The following is a 21,546-nucleotide window of genomic DNA, read 5'->3' as shown; positions in this document are numbered from 1 at the left end:
GGCTCGTCAGGCGAGGGAGGCGTCGGGTCCGTCGCAGGCGGACGGTGACGGGGTCAAGAAGTCGGGTGATGGCGAGAAGGAGCCGCAGCCTGATCCCGGGTATTCGTCGCAGGCCGAGGCGTTCCGGCAGCTGCGTGAGCAGGGTGAGAAGGATCGTGCGGCGGCTGCTGAGGCTGCTCGTAAGGCGAAGGAGGCGTCTGGTCCGCCGAAGGCGGATGAGGAGGCGCCCAAGGAGCCTGGCGGCGACGGTGAGAAGGAGCCGCTGCCCGATCCCGCGTACTTGACGCAGGCCGAGCTGCACCGGCAGCAGCGTGAGCAGGGCGAGGCGGATCGCAAGGCGAAGGCGCTGGCGGATCCGTCCTTCGTGGAGCGCGAGGAGGCCAAGGCTCTGGCCGACGCCAAGAGGCCGCGTTCGACACGGGAGCTCAAATTCCGCACGATCGACGATCTGAACGCCAAGAAGGAGAGCGACGGCTCCGGTGCCGCCGCGCCGGACCCCGGCTCGGACGGGCGGCCCGAGGGCGGGCCCGGCCCTGCCGGTAGTGGAGTGCAGGACCGAGGGCGGTCCGAGGGCAGTCAGACCCAGGTGGAGCCGGCCCCCGCCGACTCCGAGGGTCCGGGTGGTGGCGAGCAGCAAGGTCCGGATCGGAAGTCCGGGGTTCACGGGTTCGGTGACCTGAAGGATTCGGGGAAGGGTAAGGCTCCGGCGGAGAAGTTCCCCGGCGCGGGGCACTTGTTGACGGATGATGCTCCGCCGGTGCCGCCGAAGGACGGGGCGGAGGGTTCGGGTGGTGGCGAGCAGCTGCGCCCGGATCGGAAGTCCGGGGTTCACGGGCTCGGCGACCTGAAGGATTCGGGCAAGGAGAAGGCTCCGGCGGAGAAGTTCCCCGGTCAGGGGCGGACGGCTGCTGGTCCGCCGTCGGTGCCGCCGAAGGATGGGGTGGTTGAGGGTTCGGGTGGTGGTGCTGGGACGGCGCCTCCGGCTCGGAAGACGGGTGTTCACGGGCTTGGTGATGTGAAGGGTCCGGAGGTCAAGGCTCCGGTGGAGAAGTTCCCCGGCGAGGGACACCTGCTGACGGACGAGACCGGGGCGGGCCCGCAGGAGGAGCACCCGCCGGCGGTGCCGCCGAAGGAGGAGGGGAAGCAGGGCTCGGACGGTGGCGAGCAGCAGCAGCCGGCTCCGAAGTCCGGGATCCACGGGTTCGGCGACCTGAAGGATTCGGGCACGACGGGGCCGGAGGGCAAGCCCCCGGCGGAGAAGTTCCCCGGCCCGGGAGAGAAGCTGGGCGGCCAGGACGCCACCCGCGATGGGCGCGCCACCGAGTCCGGCCAGCGGGACCAGCGCCGCGACGTCGCCGAGCAGCGCCGGGAGGAGCAGAAGAACGATCCGGCCTTCCAGCAGGAGGCCGCGCGGCGCGCACAGGAGGCCGCGGAGGCGGAGACGAAGCTGGCCGAGCGCCGGAAGCAGCGGGCGGCCGACGCGGCCGTCCGCGCCGAGGCCGACCGGCAGGCCCTCAAGGAACGGGAGCGGCTGCGCGCCGAGGAGGAGGCCCGCGAGCAGCAGCGGGAGACCGAGCGGCAGCGTCTGCGGGCCGAGGAGGATCAGCGGGAGACCGAGCGGCAGGTACGCCGGGAGGCCACCGAGGAGGCCGAGTGGCAGCGGCAGTTGGCCGACATGAGGGACAAGTCGGGTGGCAGCGGTGGTACGCGCGGTGACGTGACCCTGGCCGAGGCGCGGAAGCTGCTCGCCGAACACCGCTCCAACGGGGTGGCCGACCCCTGGCATCGGCTGGCATCCGAACTGGGCGTCAACGTCGAGTCGTTGCGGCGTCATGACCTGATGCCCGAGTTCCCGGGAGGATCGGGGGAGCGCGGACCCGGCGCCAAGGCGGAGCACATCGAGCCGACGTCCGACCGGAACCGACTCGGCGGCGACGACACCGCTCTCGCCCCCAAGACCGCCAAGTCCGCGAAGAAGGCCGCTCAGCCGGCGTCCGTCGTGACCCGAGGTATCGACGGCGCCGGTGGCACCGTCGACCGGGAGGCGCTGGACCACGCCGCCAGGGAACTCGCCAACGAACCGGGCCAGTCGACGACCGTACCGCCCGGCGAGGTGTCCTCGGCGTCCGCGCCGTCCTCGCGGGAGAAGCTGGCCGCGGGGGCGTTGCTCAAGCTGCACGACGACCTCTTCCACCCGGACGCGCCCCCCGGTGGGGTCACCCGCGAGTTCGAAAGGGTCCGGGCGTTGCGGCGCCTGGAGCGTCTCGCCCGTGACGAGTACCGGATGCGGGTGCCCTTCCTGACCGGCGGCTGGCTGGGCGGCATGGCCCACGAACTGCACGCGCTGCCCGACCGGCAGCGCCCGGTGCCGGAGCACCTGCGGAGGCTGGTGGACACGGCCGTGCTGGTCGACCCGGCGCTGACCGGGGCCGCCCTCCGGGCCGCCCTGCGGGAGCGGCTGGCGGCGGACACGCCGCCGGTGGACGCACCGCACGAGGAGCCCGTCGCGGCCCCCGACCAGGTCGAACCCGCGCCGCAGGGGCAGGAGCCGCGCGAAGAGGAGTACCGGACCCGCCTGGTGACCACGCCCGGTGGAGCCGTGGTCGCGCTGGAGGTGCGGGGAGAAAGCTGGTCGGAGGCGCCGCCGGAGCTGCTGGAGACCGCGCGCAACGTCTACTACTGGAACGATCCCAAGAAGGTGTCCGACGGCGGCCCCGAACCCGTCCCGCAGCCTGGGACCGAGCCCGGCGCCGATGCGCCGGAGACGAGCAAGCACTACAGCCTGACCGACGTCACCGGGCCCGAACCGCTCCTGGTGCTGATGCCCAAGAAGCTCGACGACCTCGACCCCGAGAAGCTCGCCGAGGGCGTGGCGTCCGACCTGCCGCTCGACCGCATCACCCCGGAAACCCCGCTGGTGCTCGTCGGCCCTGCGAGCCTGGGGGCGGACCTGGCGTTCCCCCGTGCGGTGGCCAAGGCGACGGGGCGGACCGTGTGGACCAACTCCGTGGCGACCTCGATGTCCGGCGGTGTCATCAGGGTGAAGGGCAGACTGCGCTCCGCACTGGCGGACAAGCCGGGCGCGAAGGTGGAGCGGGGGTTCTGGATCAAGGAGGTTCCGCCGGACCCGGCCCTCGTGGAGGAGCAGGGTTCCCACACCGTCCAGGTCAGGAAGGTCCACAAGGACAACGGCCGCTTGGTCGACTCGAACTCGACCTACCCGATCGACGCGACGGACCTCGACAGCCAGCCCATCCTGTTCCCGCTCGGCGGGCAGTCGGGAGGCCGGCTCTTCCGGGACGACTCGCTCACCCGGAACTGGGAGAAGGTGCGGGACGGGTTCGACCCGACCAACCCGCACTTCGAGTACCTGCCGTCCGACTTCTACGACCAGGACGACATTGAGGCCGCCGGGGCCTCGGACAACCCTGACCTCAGCACGATCGGCCTCGTCCCCTGGAACGTCGCGGCCCCGATCTACGCGGCCATGACGCACGCCACGCACCTCGCGACGCTCCTGCCCACGCTGTCGAAGCAGACGGACGGGACCAGGAAGGTCCACCTCTCGGGCGACGCGTTCGGCCAGGTCATCCGCAGGCGGCCCAGTTTCCGGCGCATGCCCCTCGACGCCCAGATCGTGCTGTTCGCCTGCCAGGCGGGCGCGCGCGGGGACAACGGCCAGGTGGTGGCGCAGCAGTTCGCCAACGCCACCGGCAGGGTCGTCTGGGCGGCCACGACCTCGGTCAACGTGGCCGCCGGTCAGCGCTACGCCCCGCTCGGCCTCCTCAGTGACGAGCACGGCACCCGAGGCCGTTGGGTCAAGTTCGTGCCGGGTACGGAACCGGAAACCGAGCAGGGTTCGCACCCGCCGGCGAAGGCGGTGGACCCGAAAAAGAAGAAGAAGGACGACACGGCGAAGTCGAAGGACAGGCGCCTCGGGGCACTCGGCGAGACCGGGCAGGGCGGCGTCCCGCCGGCGGCCCCGCCGACGCCCGCCACGCGGGAGTGGCCGGTGACGGGGCAGAGGTCGGTGGGCGACGGGTCGCACTTCGACGTCCTGCGGGTCCCGGGCGACGGCAACTGCCTGTTCACGTCGATCCTGGCCAGCGCGCCCCGGCAACTGGACTCCTGGGGCCACGGGCACCTGGACGTCAGGGGCGCACGCGCGGCCGTCTCGCAGTGGTTCCGGGGGCAGGAAGGCACCAGGCAGCGGACGGACCTCGACGCCCTGGGGATGAGTCCCCTTCGGTTCCTGCTCTCCGATGACGGTTTCAACCGTGAGCAGTTGACGGCGATCGCCGGCGCGGAGAACCTGGGACTGAGCAGAGGAGACGTGCTGGAGCACCTCCTCGCGGTGTTGGGCGAGGACGGGCCGCAGCGGACGGCGACCTGGGACCGCGTGCTCGACCGGATGCCGGCACTCAGGGAGCTGGTGTGGGTGCAGGCGGGGGACAGGGACCCCCGGCACCTGACGCTGTCCGACCTGACCGATCTGCCGCTCAGCCGATTCGTGGACATGGCGGTGCGCAACCGGGTGCTGTGGACCACCCCGTTCTACGACGAGATCGCGGTGGTGGCCGCCCACGCCTTCGGCATCCAGCTGAGGGTGTACGACCAGGCCTCCGTGCCCCGTCTGTTGAACGAGGGGTCGGAGCGGATCGTCCACATCCTCCGCTCGAATGAGGAGGACATTCGCGTCACCCACTACAGCGCGATGCAGCCGACGACCCCTCGGCCCACCACGCCGCGTCCGGCCGACGTGCCTGTGGTCACCGAGTCGCAGACCAAGCCGACTCCGCCGCCGCTGAAGGAGCCTGAGCGGACGCCTACGCCTACGCCTACGCCGAAGCAGGATCACGAGGGGCAGAAGGAGCCGCAGCAGGAGGAACTGCCGCAGCAGCAGGAGCCTCCCAAGGAGCAGGAGCTGCCCAAGGAGCAGGAGCAGCCAAAGGAACAGCAGCTGCCGCAGCAGCAGGAACTGCCCAAGCAGGAGGACCTGCCGCAGCAGCAGGAGCCTCCCAAGCAGGAGGACCTGCCCAAGGCGCCGGAGCCGCCCAAGGCGCCGCCCCTGCCCGCCCCGCCGGGCCGGATGACGGAGCAGGGCCGGATCAGCGCGGGCGACCGGGTGGTGCTGGTCGACGGGGAGGACGACCAGGTCGTGGCGGCCGTACTCGGACAGCTGCCCGCAGGTGTCTCGGCGAGCCGGCGGGAGGAGATCCGGCAGCGGCTCGCCGAGCAGCTCGACGTCGGGATGCTGGAGCCCAACCTGTCACGGATGACCCGGGGCGACGATCTGCTGGTGCCCCTGGACCTCGGTGGAGGCTCCGGGACGCTGCGGATCAGCGCCACGCTGGAGACGCCCGTCACGAAGCATCGGACGGAGAAGTTCGAGTTCGAGGACGGCGGCGACTCGTCCGCCGGAGCGGGCACCCTGCGTGAGAGCCGGTCCCGGTGGGGCGGGGGTCTGGTGGTGAGCGGCAAGCCGGCGTCGAACACCGGGTTGTCCGGGCCGGTGAGCGGGATGATGGACCGGAGCAAGGCGGTGACGATCACCGCGACCGGCCGGATGACCCACCGCAGGAAGACCGCCGAGCCGGTGCTGTGGGTGGACGCGACGGTCCGGCTGGACCTCGACTTCTCCGGGGTCCCGGGCGTGCGGACGCTCCTGCCGCCGTTCTCCCGGACCCCGGTGGTGAACACCGGGCGGACCGGCGCGGAGCAGCGTCCGGAGCCGGTGCGGGTCCCGTTGCCGGTGCGGATCGTCACGCCGGCCGCCGAGGCTGCTTCCGTCGGGCCTGCGCCCGACGAGATCCGCCACGCCCCGCCGCCCCGGGTGCTGCGGACGGCGGCGCTGGGCGGGATGGACGTGGTCAAGAACGTCGACACGCTGCACGGGCGCGGGAACGCCGCCGCGGGTGACACGGCGCTGTTCGGAGCGGCCGGCGCGCCCTCCGGGCTGGAGGCCTTCGGGCGGCAGAGGTTCGGCGACGCCTGGAGTTCGGTGCGGGCCGAGATCCTCGCCCAGCTGGACCTGCCCAGCCTGCAGACCCAGCTGAGGTCGATGACGGCCGGTGAGCCGCTGGAGATCCCGCTGTCCGACGGCCGGGGCAGCATCCTGGTGTCGGCGAAGGTGCTGGACCTGACGTACCTGCGCAACACCGACGCGGGCGAGTTCAACACCGGCACCGACGTCACCAGCGCCGTCACCGAGTCCGACGCCAAGGCCCGGGCGTTGGCACTGGCCATCTCGGCCAAGCAGTCGAGCGGCGGAAAGGACTTCCTCGGGGGCGCCGGTACGGGGGGCGTGAACGGGCAGCGCGGCAGCGACCGGAACACCATCGAGCAGAGCTCCCAGCGGACCGGAACCGCCCTCAAGGCCAAGATCAAGGGCACGCTCTTCGACGGCACCGCCGAACTCGCCCTGGCGCACTGGGACCCGGAGGGAGTCGTCTCCCCGGAGCGGGCGACGACACGGCTGGCCTTCCGGGTGCTCTTCGACACCGCGGAATGCCAAGCCGGCGGCACGGAAAGCACGTTCCGTCCCGACGCCGAATCCGGACCGCTCCAGGGGCCGGAGCTGGACCCCGGCTCCCTCGCGCGGGAGCCCAAGCCCGAGCTGTGGGGTTCCGACCCGGCGAAGGGCAAGACCGGACTGCCGCCGGGCACGGTCGTGCTCGATGTCGTCCCGCACGTTCCCGGGAGCACCACCGAGCCCGTCGGGCCGCTCAGGGAGGTCCTGGAGACGCTGGGGCGCCGCACCTTCGGTGCTCAGGGCTGGAACGAGCTCGGCCCGTTGGTGCGCGGGGCCTTCCGCAGCGAGCGGCTCGGGGCCCTGCTGACCGGGATGACCCACGGCATCGACCTCCAGTCGCCGCTGCTGGTCAGGACCGGCGAGCGGGACGCCCTGGTGCTGGCCGGAGCCAAGGTCCAGAAGCTGGAGTACGTTCGGGAGTTCGAGAAGGACGCCGAGCTGAACGTCGTGAACGAGTGGGCGGATGCCGGCGGCGTCCGGGAGAACTCCTTCCACGCGGCGGGCGGCCAGTTCCAGGGCGGGCCCGAGTTCAGGGCCCACACCGTTATGGCGGCCTCCGGCGGAGCCGGCCGTACCACCCGGTGGCGCAGCGGCGACCGGGCGGCGGACTCCGTCAGCGGTACCGCCAACGCGAAGTTCGCCGAGAAGATGGTCGTCTACCTGGCCACCGTCGAGCTCGACCTCAAGGTCGTCGAGAACGGCGGGGACGGCTCGACCGCGCCCCAACGGGCCCTGGTCCGGACGCTGTTGGCCGTCCCGCAGTCCCTGACCGCACCGCACCGCACGCCGGAGGGCGAGGGTCTTCGCCCGGCCCGCCTGGTGTTCGACCGCGAGGAGGTCCAGCACGCCGACGAGGCCGCGCAGGTGGAGGAGGCCCCGGTCGTCGAGGGGACGCCGGGCGTCGAGAACATCCCGCTCCTCCCGAAGGCCCCCAAGCCGATCCTCGCGCCGGACCGGACGCCCAGCGTGCAGCCGCCGTCCCGGGTGTCCCGGACCGGCGAACTCGGACCGTCCGACCCCGTGCTGGGACTGCAGGACGCGCGGGCCGTCCTCGACGCCGTGGGCGCCAAGCTGAAGCCGCTGTTCGGCCGTCACTGGGCCTGGGTCGAGGCCGCCCTCGCCCCCCGCCTCGACGAGACGGCGCTGCGCCCCCGACTGTCGGCCCTCACCACCGGAGGCAGCCTGAGCGTCTCGGTGTCGCATCAAGGGTTCACCGTCGAGGTCCGGGTCGCCCGGGCCAAGGTGACCATGCGGGATTACCAGGAGCTGATCGAGAAGTGCGAGTTCGAGCGCGGCGGTGAGACGGTGTCGTCCATCGGGGCGCTTCGCGACGTGCGCAGCGGAGTCAGCGTGGCGGCGGCGATCGAGGGGAAGTTCCCGTACGTCGCGGTGACGCTCGGCCAGTCGTCCGCCGTGCAGGAGACGGTGGGCGCGACACGGGACGCCGTGACCGGCCGGTCCGAGAAGGAGAAGACGGTCGAGCGCGCGGCCCGGTTCACCGGTGACGTGGCCTTCGACATCGAGATCGTGGCGAAGTCGACGCTGCCGAAGGTGCTGCTCGACCGGTCGGACCGGCGGAATCTCGCCCACGCCTCGGGCGGGACGACCGCCGTCACCGCGGCGGACTTCGTGTTCCCGGTCCGTGAACTGCCCATCGACCCGAAGACCGGCGTCGCCCCGGCCCCCGGCACCTTCCGTTCGGTGCCGGAGCGGATCGTCTCCTCCGGCGTGCTGAGCGGCTCCGACGTGGTGCTGCGGGTCTGGGCCCCGGAACCCAAGGGCGGCGCGGCCGGCCAGGAGGACGGGACGCCGAAGCCCCCCGTCGGCGCCCAGCCGACGGGCGCCGGCCAGGTCGTCCGCACCTCGTTGCTGGACCAGCTCGACGGCCGCGGACGGGAGGTGTACGGCGCGAGCTGGGGGCGGGTCCGGCGGAGGTTGGCGCCTGCCCTGTTGCCGGGAGCGCTGCAGTCCCGGCTGCGGGCGTTGATGGCCGGCCAGGAGCTCCTCGTGAAGGTGCCCGGTGGCACCGTCGTGCTCCGATGGGCCGGCGTACGGGAGATGCGGCACACCGCCGACACGGTCGAGACCGAGTTCGCGACCGGCGGCAGCAGCGGCGTCGCCCACGGCGGCCCCGACGGGACGGCCGGCCAGAACCGGGGCACCGACGAGACCTTCACCGCGCGGGTGGTGGGCACCACCGACCCGCTCGGGGCGGTGCCCGTCGCCGTCGTGGCCGGCGGCACTCTGAGCCACGTCCGGGGCCAGGAACGGACCGCGGAGCACGACGGCGTCGGCCGGACCGGTGTGGCGACCAAGACCAAGGTCGCCGGCAGCGTCTTCGAGGGCGCCGCGATGATCCAGGTCGAGATGCGCCGCAAGGGGTCGGCGCGGCCCGTCCGCGGCACGCTCCCCGAGGAGGCGCGGACCGAGCGCCTTCGCCAGGAGGCGCTCCGTCGCGAGACCGAGAAGCTGCCTGAGGGTGCGCCTCTGCCCAAGCCGTTCGGAGACGAACTCGATCGGCAGGGCCGGCGGATCCAGGAGTCGGCCCGCTCCTGGCGGGACCAGGAGGCGGCGAAGGAGGCCGCGAAGGAGGCCGGAAAGGAGCCCCTGAAGGAGGAGGCTCTCAAGGACGGCAACGCGGAGAACGCCGCCCCGGCTACCCCGCACGGCGCCGGCGGCCCGAGCACGCCCGCCGCGCCGACGACGCGGGGGCGGGGTCGCCGGCAGGCCACCGTCGCCGTCGAGGTGGGTTTCGAGGTCCTGCTGGAGACCTCCGACACGCAGCCGGTCACCACCCGGGAGGAGGCCTCCTACCAGGCCCCGCGCCCCGGTCGGGAGACGGTCAAGCCGAAGCGTGGAACCAACGAGATCACCCACCCCGTGCCGCCCAGGGAGGTCTGGGAGGGCCTCCGCTCCGAGGACCTGGTCGTCGACCTGCCCGACGTCGGATCGCTGCGCAACCTGCTCACCACCCTGGGCCGGAACGAGTTCCGGCTGAACGAGAACTCGGCCGCCATGCGCAAGCTCAGGCGGATGTTCGACCGGGGCCCCCTGATCGACGCCCTCCCGGACCTGACGGCGGGAGGGGAGCGGGTCAAGACCCTCCGGCTGGGCGTCCTCGACACGGTCAGCGTCACGGTCAAGGCCGAACTGGTCGGCCTCGGCCAGGGGCGTGAGGAGAAGAAGTCGGAGATCGCCCAGTCCGCCGAACTGGCGACCCGCTTCACCGAGCGGGCGCTGTCCTCCCGGATGACCCAGCTGATGGGCCAGCTCGGCGTCGAGTTCTCCAAGGTCAAGGGCAAGATCATGGCCGGGATCACCTTCGGCGGCGGCGCGGGCCGCCGCACCGGCGGTGAACGCACCCTCGCCGAACGGGCCGTGGCCAACTCCAAGTTCCCTGAGCCGCTGGTGCGCTTCCAGGGACACGTGAAGTTCACGATCTCCTTCGGGCACCGCTCCGGCCCCTGGTCGTGGCGGCCGCGGACGGTGACCGGTGACGTCCCGGTCGTGGTGGGCATCCCGAAGAAGTCGATCACGCGGGAGTACACCGGGCCGGACGACACCTACTTCACCAAGGAGAACTGGCGCACGGGCCGACGGCCGTCCGACCCGTACAGCCTCCGGCCGGACACGGAGGAGGAGCCGAAGCCCGAGGAGCTGAAGCCTGCGGAGCCGAAGCCCGAGGAGCTGAAGCCTGCGGAGCCGAAGCCCGAGGAGCTGAAGCCTGCGGAGCCGAAGCCTGCCGCCCCGGCGTCGAACGACATCGCGGGGCAGGTCGCCGAACTGCTCGGTGGCGCCTCCGGACAGCTGAAGCCGCCCGCCCCGAAGCCCACCGGGCAGGACAAGGAAGAGCCCAAGGAACAGGACGCGGAAGAGCCCAAGGAACAGCCCAAGGAACAGCCCAAGGAAGAGCCCAAGGAACAGCCCAAGGAGCCCGAGCCGGAGATCCACCAGGAGAACCGGGCCGAGGAGCAGTCCGAGCAGAACGACAAGGCCGAGGAGCAGCCCGAGCAGGAGAACCGGGCCGAGGAGCAGCCCAAGCAGCCCGAGGCCCCGGAACCGCCGAAGGACACCGACACCGAGCCGCAGCACCAGCAGGAACAACCCGCCCCGCAGCCGCCCCAGTTCCTGCTGGCGCAGGCCAACCGGGGTGTGCCCGGAAACCGGACGGGCTTGCGGATGGCCTCGGGGGCCTTCGTCGGCGCCGAGGGCCGGCACAACAACGCCCCCTCGGACGTCCTGCAGTTGACCCGTCGGCTGGAGGAACTGGGCGCCCTGGAGCCGGTGGACGCCGAGGCCGTACGGCAGCAGGCCGAGCCGCTGCTCCGAAAGATCGAGGAGCGCCGGGTCAGGCTGCGCAACGCGCCGCCGTTGAAGAGCCCGGTACCCGAGGCGGCCGTCGAGCCGCTGGTACGGGCGGTGACCGGGCACCTGGGCTCGGCGCTGTCGCCCGAGCAGGCCCGCACACTCGGCCTGGAACTCACCGACAGCATCGGCCCCGGCGCGGTGAACCGTCCGGACGACGTGCTGGCGGCGGGTCGCCGACTGCACGAGCTCGGGCTGCTCGACGACGCCGCGCTCGCCGCCCTCGCCGGAGCCCACGCCTCCGGAGCCGCCGCGGGCCCGCCGCCGCAGGCCTTCCTCGACGGCCTGCTCGCGCTGCGCGCCGACCACCTCGGCGGCCGGTTCGACCTGCCCGTTCCGGACGGCGGCCGCCAAGTCGCGGACGCCATGCGCGACCTGGCCCGGCGTGGGGTCGTCCTGGAATGGCGCGCCTCGGGTGCGCTCGACCTGGAGAAGACGGACTTCGCCACCTGGGCACTGGACGGCCCGGCGGACCAGCCGCCGCCGCTCGCGGCCGGCAGCACGCTCAACTGCTGGGAGTCCGTCCTGCTCACCGCGCACTCTCAGGGACTGGTCTCCTGGGAGTGGATCCACGACACGTACGCGAGCGGTCTGGACGGACCGCAGTGGACGAAGAACCTGATCTCCCGCCTGCTCCCGCACACCAGGACCAGCTACGACTCGACCGCCCACGACACCCCGCTGCCCCGCGAGGGCGACATCGTGGTCTACGGTCAGGGCAACCACGTGGCCGTCGCCACCGGCCGGACGGACGAGAACGGCGTACCGGTGCTGCTGAGCTTCGGCGTCAGCCCCACGGACGACGAGGCCGAGGTCAACCGGGTCATCGAGATCGGCGCGACGGACCTCTACACCGGCGGCGCCGATTTCGGCCCCGGCCCTTGGAGCGTGCAACCCGTACCAGTACCCGATACCGCTCCGCCGCGCGTGGAACAGGTGCCTGCGGCTGAGCACGTGGAGCCGGTTGTGCCCACGCTGCCTCCGCCGCCTCCGCCGCGTGTGGAGCACGAGCAGGAGCAGGAGCCTGCTCCGGTGCCGGTGCCTGCGCCTGCGCCTGCGCATGTGGAGCCGGTAGTGCCGCCGCTTCCGCCGCACGTGGAGCAGGAGCCGGTGCCGGTGCCTCTGCCGGTGCCTGCGCCTGAGTCTGAGCACGTGGAGCCGGTTGCGCCCACGCTGCCCACGCCGCCTCCGCCCGCCGGGCCGCCGAGGGCGTCCGACATCCTGGAGCTGAGTCCGCACGACCGCCTCCTGACCCTGGACTCCCTCTCGCCCGAGACCCGTCGCTCCCTCGCGGCGGACACCGACTTCGTCGGGCCTCTGCGGGACGGGCTGTCCTCGGCGGAGTTCGCGACGGTGGCCGCCCGCTTGCTGGTGGATGTCGACCACCGGGTTCACCGGCCGGTATCGGCGCGGCAGAAGGCGCACGCCGAGCTGGAGCTGGTCCTCCAGAACCCGGAGGTCGCCGCCGGCCTGCTGCTGCGGGAGGTACGCGTGGTGGTCGTGCCGCGCGACGTCGCGATGACCGAGGTCGAGGGCTTCCACCACCTGGCCGGCACCACCGTCGGCGAGGGCGGCCGCCGTTGGGAGACCGTCCGTGGCGCGGCCGAGCGCGAGCGCATCGCGGTGACCGAGGAGAACCTGCTCGGCGAGGAGACCAGCATCGGTGAGGACACCGACACCGACACCGGCGAGGTGTCGGGCTTCGCGGACGGCTACTCCTCCACCACCCACGAACTCGCCCACGCCCTGCACGAGTTCAGCCTGACCGACGAGGAGCGCGAACTCGTACGGGACGTGTTCCTGGGTAACCACATGGCCGACACCCTGAGCCAACTGTTCGACACCAGGTCGACCGCGGCCTGGCCCGACGGCTCGGTGTACGACGAGAAGGGCAACCTGGTCGGCAACTACTCGTCCTCGGACGAGCGGGAGTTCTTCGCCCAGCTGGCCAACGTGTACCTCGGGACCAACCGCGGCAACGACCCGGACACCCGTTTGCCCCGCAACAACGGCGCCGGGTGGGTGCGCGAGCACCAGCCCGAACTGCTGCCGATCCTGGAGCGGCTCTTCGGAGAGGAGCCGGACACCGCCCAGGCCGGCCCGGTCAACCCGGTCCACGCGACCCGCGCGGACAATGGGATGCTGGAGGGTTTCCGCGAGTTCCTGCACGCCGTCGACGGCGAGGGGGACGTCGAGGACCTTGAGCCGCCCGCACCGCCGCAGCCGCCGTCCGCGGCCGACCTGATCCAGCAGATCCTCAACCCCGCCGGAGCCGGCAGCAGTTCGGCTGCTGCGGCCCCGCCGAAGTCGCGGGGGCCGAACAACGGAGCGGGGGGCGGGAACGGCTCCGGCGGCGGAACCCAGGCTGGGCGTGGTCGTGGGGCCAACACCGATGCTGCTGCGGTGCCGCCCGGGGCTGGTCGTGGGCGTGGTCGTGGGACCAACACCGATGCTGCTGCGATGCCGCCCGGGGCCGGTCGTGGGCCTGGAACCGTGGCGACGGGAGGGAACAGGGGGCCTCGCTCGACCTCGCAGTCGGGCAGCCAGATCGCGCGCGTGGTCGAAAGGGACGGGCAGCTCTACATCGTCAAGGGAACGCCCGGCGAAGCCGGCTCCGAGCAGCCTCTCGACCTGCGCGCGCCCAGCCTTGACGCACCCTTGGGACAGGAGACCGACTCGCTGCGCGGAGCCTTCGGCCGCTCCCTGGACCGGATGGCGCGAGTCATGATGGACGTCGACCGGTACGGCAATGGCGAGAATTTCAAGGTCATCGGCACGCCGCACCTCGCCCTGACCGTCATTGACGGCGCGGTCCATGTCGCGGGTAACTCCGGAATGAAGAAGCAGAAGAGGACGGATGCGACCAACCGTCTGAGGAGCCTCGACACGCCGGAGGGCCAGGACGGTAGGAACCACGACCTGGGGAAGCTCCGCGAGATTCGGGACGGGAAGTACCGGGACAAGGACTTCCTGGGCTTCGACGACCACGGCGGAGGATTCGATGCGGTCCGCGAGGCGCTGAAGGACCCGAACAAGATCGTGTGGCACCCCAACGAGAGGGACAAGGACACGGGATGCCTCCACGGTGAGATGGACCTCCTGAACGAGGTCGAGACGCGGATGCGGGCGAAGTTCGAGGCCGCGAAGGCGGCGAAGGCGGCGGAAGAGGCGAAGGCGGCGGAAGAGGCCAAGAAGGCGAAGGCGGCGAGCGAGGGGACGCAGGAAGCCGAGGCGAAGGACGACGCGACGGAGGAGGGGCAGAAGAAGGACGGCGAGAAGAAGGACGGCGAGGACTCCGACGCCGAGAAGACGGACGACGAGAAGACGGACGGCGAGGACTCTGACAGCGAGGACTCGGACGGCGACGCGCCCAGCCGCGGGAGTGGGCCGACGGCCGAGGAAAAGGGCAAGGGAAGGGCCGACCAGCTGGGGCTCACGCCGTGGCCGATCGGTGGCAGGAAGCGCGACTGCATGGCGTGCCACTGGGGCCATGCCATCTTCAACAAGCACATCGCGAAGGACCTCGGCTTCGTCGTGGTGACGGGTGGTACCCACGGAAAGATCTTCGGCGGCTGGGCGGCACCGAACTGCATCACGCAGCACAAGGAGGCGATGGCCGAGCTGACGGCGAAGATCACCGGGACCGAGGTGCCCATCAAGGGCGGCACGGCGAAGCTCGACTTCGTCGATGGTGTGATCGTCGCCCCCCAGGGCTTCTCGCCCGGGATGGGCAGTCATGACGAGCCGTACATCTCCGACTCCGACCCCGCCGCCGACACCGATACGGGTTCCGAATTCGAGGACGCCGACGAGTCGTCGAGCTCGGCCCCGAAGGACACCAAGGGGACGGCCTCCGGGCAGTCCACCACCACTCCGCCGACCACCACCACTCCGCAAACCTCCACCGCCCCGCAGTCGAGCACTGCCCCGCAAACGACCACGCCCCCGCCGCCCACCGGCGGATCCGGGTCGACCCCGGCCGGCGGGAGCAACCAGGGGTCCGGGCACGGCCGAGGCCGGGGACGAGGGGGCGGCCACCGAGGAGGGCGTGGCCAGAGCAAGGACCGGAAGCCGAACGGCTGACGAGTTCGTCCGCAGCTGAACCTCCGGGCACCTCGCGTCCGTCAAGACGGGTGGACGTGCCGTTCGGCCGCCTCGACCGGGGCCGACCGGCGGCCGTCCCTGCCGAGCATCGTCATCGAGGGCCAGGGGGCCAGGGTGGGCAAGGACCGGAGCGGCCGGGGGAGTCGGACGGAAGGGGCGGAGGGCGGCGGGATCCAGCTACCCGCTGTGGCATGGGTCGTGCCCGAGGAGTTGGAGGCCCGCCCGGCATCGTCCGCGAGCACTGCGTCCGCGAGCGCCGCGTCCGCGAAGGCGGAGCCCGCCAAGGCCGAGCCCGCGAAGGCGGAGCCTGCCGAGGTCGAGCCCGCGGCGGTGCCCGCCGCCGGCGCCGTGCCCGCCGTCGAGGCCGCGAAGCCTGCCACGGGCGCTGCTGCCGCGGCCGCCGAGGCGCCCGCCGGTGTGACCGCCGTCCCGGGCCCGTCCCCGGCCGAGGAGGAGGGCGTCGGGCCGCGCCGGATCTCGCGGCCGATGGTGGCCGCGGCCGTGATCGCGGGCCTGGTACTGGTCGGGGTGCCGCTGGGCATCGCGAAGTTCGGCGGGGACGACCCCGGTCCGTCCGGTGCGGACGGTCCGCCGCCGGCCGGGTACACGCAGCAGGACGGCGGTAACGGGTTCGTCCCGGGTGCCGACGCTCCGGGGAACCCGGTGGGCGAGCAGCCCGTGCAGGTCGCTCAGCCGGTCGAGGGCCCGCCGCCCGGTGACGCCGGCGCGGCTGCGGCCGGTGGGGCGGCCGCCGCGGCCGGCGGTGCCGTGCCGGACCAGGGCGGCGGCCAGGCCGTACCGTTCGCGGGTCGGGTCCCGGCGGGCGGCGGTGCGCCGTCGACCAGCGGGAAGCCGGACGCGGGCAAGAACACGGGCGGTGGTGCACCGGCCAACCAGGGCGGTGGCGGCGGTGGCGGCGGCGGTGGTGGTGGTGCCGCAGCGGGAGGCGGAGGCGGAGCCCCGCAGACCCAGCCCCAGACGCAGAACCAGCCCCAGCCGCCGCCCGCCGCCGCCCAGCAGCCGGCGCCGTCCGCGCCCGCCCAGCCCCCGGCCAAGCCCGCGCAGCCGGCCCCGCCGCCGGCGCCGAGCTTCGCCGCGGTGGCGGGCCCGGGGTGCAGCGGCGGGGGCGCGCAGGCGCGCGGCTGGTACGACAAGGGCCAGGAGGGCTGGCGGAACAACTCCGGCGGCTACTCGGGGGACGGCTGCAACGGCGGCTACTACTCGATGCCGATGTCGGGTGACGCCAACAAGGACCACGACAACTCGGTGGTCTGGACGTTCTCCACGGGGTCGGTCACCACCGGCACCTGCAAGCTGGCGGTGTACGTGCCGAACAGCGGGGACGTCAAGGCGGTCGGCGGAACGTCGTCCCTCTACACGGTGCAGAGCGGTTCGGGGTCGGGCTCGTTCAACGTCAACCAGGTCGGCAACCGGGGCCAGTGGGTCACGGTCGGCCCCTTCCAGCTCAACGGCGGCAAGCTCGCCGTGACGCTGCACGACCGCGGCCAGGACTGGCAGGGCAGCGACAAGCAGACCTTCGCCCACCACGCCGCGTCCGCGATCCGGGCCAACTGCACCGGGTGACCCCGCTGCACCGACGTACGGCAGCACCGGCACGACAGCCAAGAACGACGGAGGAGAACGCACCATGACCCGCCATGTGCTGACGGTCAGTGCGGAGCAGCGCGACGGCGGTGGCTACCGCACGATCGGCGCCGCGCTGGAGGCGGCCCGCAGCGGCACGGTGATCAGCGTCCGCCCGGGCCGCTACGAGGAGAACCTGGTGATCACCAAGATGGTGACCATCACCGCCGAGGAGGCCCGGGGCAGCGTCCGGATCTCGCCGCGGCGGGGCGCGGTGGTGCAGGTGGTGGCCGAGGCCGTCCAGCTGACCGGGCTGGTGCTCCAGGGCCAGGACGAGGAGCTGCCCACCGTCGACGTCCCGCGCGGCCAGGCCGCCCTGGAGGACTGCGAGGTGGCGGGCAACTCCTGGACGGCCGTGCTCACCCGGCAGCAGGGCGCCCTGGCGATGCGCGGCTGCCGGGTCGTCAACCCGGCCGGGGCCGGCATCGTGGAGACCTCCACCGGCTCCAGCGTGATCGAGGACTGCGTGGTCGAGCACCTCGGCAGCTCCGCCGTGGTGATCGGCGAGCGGGCCAACCCCGTGATCCGGGGCTGCGTGCTGCGCGACGCCCGGGGCAACGGGGTGTGCGCCAACGGCGAGGGCCGCGGCTCGATCGAGGACTGCGAGATCTCCGCCACCGACAAGCCCGGCATCGCGCTGGAGGAGAACAGCACGACCAGGGTGCTGCGCACCACCGTCCGGGACGCCTCGATCGGCATCTACCTGAGTTCGACCGCCCAGGTGCTGCTGGAGGACTGCACGGTCAGCGCCACCCGGGGCCACGGCCTGGTCCTCACCGGCGGCACCGACCCGGTGGTGCGGCGCTGCCGCACGATGCGCACCAAGGGCCACGGCATCCACGTCACCGGCCGCTCCCGGGGCACCTTCGAGGAGTGCGAGGTGGCCGGCGCGGAGGCGGCCGGGATCGTGGTGGACGAGTCCTCCAGCCCGTCGCTGACCCGGACGGCGGTCGGCGACAGCGGCGAGGCGGCGGTGGAACTGGTCGGCGAGAGCGCCGCCGAGTTCGACCGGCTGGAGGTGCGCGGCGCGGGAGGCGCCGGGGTGAGCGTGCGGGACGGTGCCAACCCGCTGCTGCGCCGACTGGACATCGCCGACGTGCGCGGCCACGGCGTCGAGGTGCTGCGGGAGGGCCGCGGGCGGCTGGAGTCCTGCGTGCTGGGTGCGACCGGCCGGGCCGCGCTGCTGGTGGCCGACGGCGGCAACACCCAGGTCGGTGGCACCACGGTCCGCGGTACCGCCGCGACCGGCGCGCCGGGGACGGCCAAGACCGCAGGGACCCCGGGGATCGAGGTCGGTCCGGGCGGCGTCGCCTCGCTCCGCGACTGCGACGTGGCCGAGTGCACCGGCGACGGGATCGTGGTCGAGGACGGCGGCGAGCTGACCATGGCCCGTTCCCGGGTGCACGGCAACCGCCGGCACGGCGTGCTGCTGGCCGCCGGCAGCCGGGCCGCCCTGACCGGCTGCGAGCTGGTGGGCAACACCCGGGACGGGCTGCGCGCCGAGTCCGAGGAACCGATCCGGATCACCGGCTGCACCGTCACCGGCAACCGCGGCTCGGGCCTGTGCCAGACCAGGCCCAGCGAGCGGCTCTCGGTGGAGAACCTGACCAGCCGGGACAACGGGCGGGCCGACAGCCACGGCACCGCGACCGCCGGCGCCGACGACCACCCGGCCGCTGCCCGCCCGGCCGGCGCGCCCGAGGCCGACGGCGCCGAGGCCGAGGCCGAGCGCCCGGCCGACGACCTGCCGCCGCCCGAGCCCGAGGGTCCGCAGGCGGCCCTCCAGGCGCTGGTCGGCCTGGAGGGGGTCAAGGAGCAGGTCGCCACCCTGGTCAACCTCAACAAGCTGGCCCGGCGCCGCGAACAGGCCGGGATGCCGGCCCTGCCGATGGGCCGGCACCTGATCTTCGCGGGCCCGCCCGGCACCGGCAAGACCACCGTCGCCCGCCTCTACGGGGCGATCCTCGCCGAACTCGGCGTGCTGCGCAGCGGCCACCTCACCGAGGTCGCCCGGGCCGACCTGGTGGCGTCCATCGTCGGCGGCACGGCGATCAAGACCACCGAGGTGTTCCAGTCGGCGCTCGGCGGCGTGCTGTTCATCGACGAGGCGTACACGCTGTCCGCCGGATCCGGCGGCACCGGGCCGGACTTCGGCCGCGAGGCCATCGACACCCTGGTCAAGCTGATGGAGGACCACCGCGACGACGTGGTGGTGATCGTCGCCGGGTACTCGGACGAGATGCGTTCCTTCCTCGGCTCCAACCCCGGCCTCGCCTCCCGGTTCAGCCGCACCGTGGACTTCCGCAACTACTCGGCGGAGGAACTGGTCACCATCGTCGAGCGGGCCGCGGTCGGGCACGGCTACGAACTCGCCGACGCCACCCGGGAGGTGCTCGGCACGCACTTCACGCGGATGCCCAAGGGCGCCGACTTCGGCAACGGCCGCGCCGCCCGCAAGGTGTTCGAGGAGATGGTGGACCGTCAGGCCTCCCGGCTGGCCGAGCTGGCCGACATCACCGACGCCGACCTCGCCCGACTGCTGCCCGAGGACCTCGGCGAGGAGCACTCCGACGCGGCCCGCGCGGCCGCGGCCGGCGGACCGGGCGCCGAAGGCGGCAGCGACCTGCTGGACCAACTGCGCGCCATGGTCGGCCTCACCGCCGCCAAGGAGCAGGTCGAGAACCTGGTCAACCTGATCACCCAGGCCCGCCGCCGGGAGGAGGCCGGCCTGCCCACCGCCCGGATCAGCCACCACCTGGTCTTCGCCGGCCCGCCCGGCACCGGCAAGACCACCATCGCCCGGCTCTACGGGGCGCTGCTCGCCGAACTCGGCGTGCTGCCGCGCGGCCAGCTGGTCGAGACCGCCCGGGCCGACCTGGTCGGCCGCTACATCGGGCACACCGCCCAGCTCACCCGGGACGCCTTCGAACGCGCCCGGGGCGGCGTGCTGTTCATCGACGAGGCCTACACCCTCACCCCGCGCGGCGGCGCCGCGAGCGGCGACTTCGGCCAGGAGGCGGTGGACACCCTGATGAAGCTCATGGAGGACCACCGCGACGAGGTCGTGGTGATCGCGGCCGGCTACCAGGAGGAGATGCAGGGCTTCCTGAGCTCCAACCCCGGTCTGGCCTCCCGGTTCCCCCAGCAGATCGCCTTCGACCACTACAGCGCGGACGAACTCGTCACCATCGTGCGCCGCCAGGCGGAGGAGGCCGGCTACGTCTGCGCACCGGAGACCCTGGCCCTCCTCGGCGAGCTGTGCGCGGCCGTCCCCCGGGACCGCAACTTCGGCAACGGCCGCTTCGCCCGGCAGACGCTGGAGGCGATGGTCACCCGCCAGGCGGGGCGGCTCGCCCGGCTCGACGTCGGCGACCTGTCCGAACTCAGCCTGCTGCTGCCCCAGGACATCCCCGGGCTGCCGCAGGGGAGCGCGGTGTGACCGGCGCACCGGGCCGCCCGGCCCGGGCCGCCGCGGCCGCGCTCTGCTGCGGCGCCCTGCTGGTCCCGGCCGCCCCCGCCTGGGCCGCCCCGAGGCCCGCCGCGACCTCCGCCCCGACGCCGGCCGCCACCTCGGGCGCGGCCGATCCGGCCGCGCTGCCCGTCATCGGCCAGAACCGGGGTGCCGGACGGCCGGACGGCTGCGTCAAGCCCTCCGACAAGGGCACCGACCGGACCCCGTGGGCGCAGACCTACCTGCGGCCCGAGGCCGCCTGGCAGCTCAGCCGCGGCGCCGGCGTGACCGTCGCCGTGGTCGGCTCCGGGGTCGACCCGGCGTCCGGGGTCCTGGAGGGCCGCCTCACGCCGGGGCCGCGTGAGTACGGCCCCGGCGACTCCACCCGCGACTGCGTCGGCCACGGCACCTTCCTCGCCGGGCTGATCGCCGCCCGGCGCCAGGACGGGATCGGCTTCGCCGGTCTCGCCCCCGAGGCGCGGATCCTCGGCGTGGCCGTCACCGACGACGTGGGGAACACCACCCCGGCCCTGCTGGCCAAGGGCATCCGGGACGCGGCCGACGGCGGTGCCCGGATCATCGCCGTCGGTCTGGCGCTGTCGACGGGCGAGGCCGAACTCGGCGACGCCGTCCGCTACGCCGGCGGCAAGGGCGCCCTGGTGATCGCTCCGGCCGCCCCCGACGGCGGCGGCAGTTCCCAGTCCTCCCCGAACTCGCCCCCCGTAGCGGCCTACCCGGCCGCCCTCCCGGACGTCCTGGCGGTCTCCGACCTGGCGCCCAACGGCGCCCCGCCCAGCGGTGCGGTGGACGCGGTCCGGGTCGACCTGGTCGCCCCGGGCGATGCGGTGCTGAGCGTCGGCCCCGGCGGCAAGGGCTACTTCACCGCCGCCGGGCCCAGCTTCGCCACCGCCCTGGCGGCCGGCACCGCCGCCCTCGCCCTCGGCTACCGGCCCGACCTCACCCCGGCCCGGCTCGCCGAGCGGCTCCGGGCCACCGCCTACCACCCCGGCACCGCCCTGCCCGACCCGCACCTCGGGTACGGGACCGTCGACCCCCTGGCCGCCCTCAGCGCCCCCCTCCAGGACGGGCCCCCGGCCACCCCCGGGCCCGCCCTGGCGGTGTCCCTGGTCCAGCCCCCGCCCCCCGACCCCGCCGCCCGGCAGGCCACCCTGATCGCCGGCGGGATCATCGCCGGCGTCACCCTGGTCGTCGGCACCGCCGTGGTCTGCGCGACGGGCCGCCGCCGGGCCTGGCGCCCTGGCCGCTGGTCGGTCTGACGGGCCGCCGGGAGCCCTCCGCGCCCTGGGCCGGCACGGCGGTGCGGGGCCGCCCGTGCCTCCGACACGGGCGGGGCGGGGTCGGCCAGGGCCGGGCGGTGGGGGGCCGCGCCCCCCCCCCCCCGGCGGTGGCCCACCCCGCGCGGGGGCCCCGGGGGCCCAGGTAGGGGGGT

The 21,546-nt window shown here is 73.5% G+C and carries 5 protein-coding genes; 4 read left to right on the top strand and 1 reads right to left on the bottom strand.

Annotated features, from left to right (window positions below):
• Positions 1 to 637 (bottom strand): hypothetical protein (locus ACFV6D_RS03550; RefSeq protein WP_380558182.1); only part of this gene is annotated, 637 nt, incomplete at its 3' end.
• 378 nt (positions 638 to 1,015) lie between these two features.
• Here ACFV6D_RS03550 and ACFV6D_RS03545 point away from each other — a divergent pair.
• The 4 genes from ACFV6D_RS03545 to ACFV6D_RS03530 all read left to right on the top strand — a co-directional run bounded on the left by ACFV6D_RS03545 (position 1,016) and on the right by ACFV6D_RS03530 (position 21,373).
• A complete protein-coding gene (locus ACFV6D_RS03545) occupies positions 1,016 to 14,980 on the top strand; it encodes a hypothetical protein (RefSeq protein WP_380558179.1) in 13,965 nt (4,654 codons plus the stop codon).
• A gap of 207 nt (positions 14,981 to 15,187) precedes the next feature.
• Complete coding sequence (locus ACFV6D_RS03540; RefSeq protein WP_380558177.1) at positions 15,188 to 16,585, top strand: hypothetical protein; 1,398 nt, start codon at positions 15,188 to 15,190, stop codon at positions 16,583 to 16,585.
• A 64-nt stretch (positions 16,586 to 16,649) separates the two neighbouring features.
• A complete protein-coding gene (locus ACFV6D_RS03535) occupies positions 16,650 to 20,084 on the top strand; it encodes a right-handed parallel beta-helix repeat-containing protein (RefSeq protein ID WP_380558174.1) in 3,435 nt (1,144 codons plus the stop codon).
• Positions 20,081 to 21,373 (top strand): S8 family serine peptidase, encoded by a 1,293-nt coding sequence (locus ACFV6D_RS03530; RefSeq protein ID WP_380558171.1) that lies wholly within the window; start codon positions 20,081 to 20,083, stop codon positions 21,371 to 21,373. The genes ACFV6D_RS03535 and ACFV6D_RS03530 overlap by 4 nt, the downstream gene beginning before the upstream one ends.
• Positions 21,374 to 21,546 lie beyond the last annotated feature (173 nt).

Origin of the sequence: Kitasatospora sp. NPDC059812 (assembly GCF_042732075.1) — a bacterium.
Lineage (GTDB): Bacteria > Actinomycetota > Actinomycetes > Streptomycetales > Streptomycetaceae > Kitasatospora.
The sequence above is the reverse complement of the archived record's forward strand: the minus strand, read 5'-3'. Positions and strand labels throughout refer to the sequence as shown.

What these genes read in the sequence shown, in the direction of transcription:
- ACFV6D_RS03535 (WP_380558174.1), top strand. Translation starts at nt 16,650, where the DNA reads ATGACCCGCCATGTGCTGACGGTCAGTGCGGAGCAGCGCGACGGCGGT.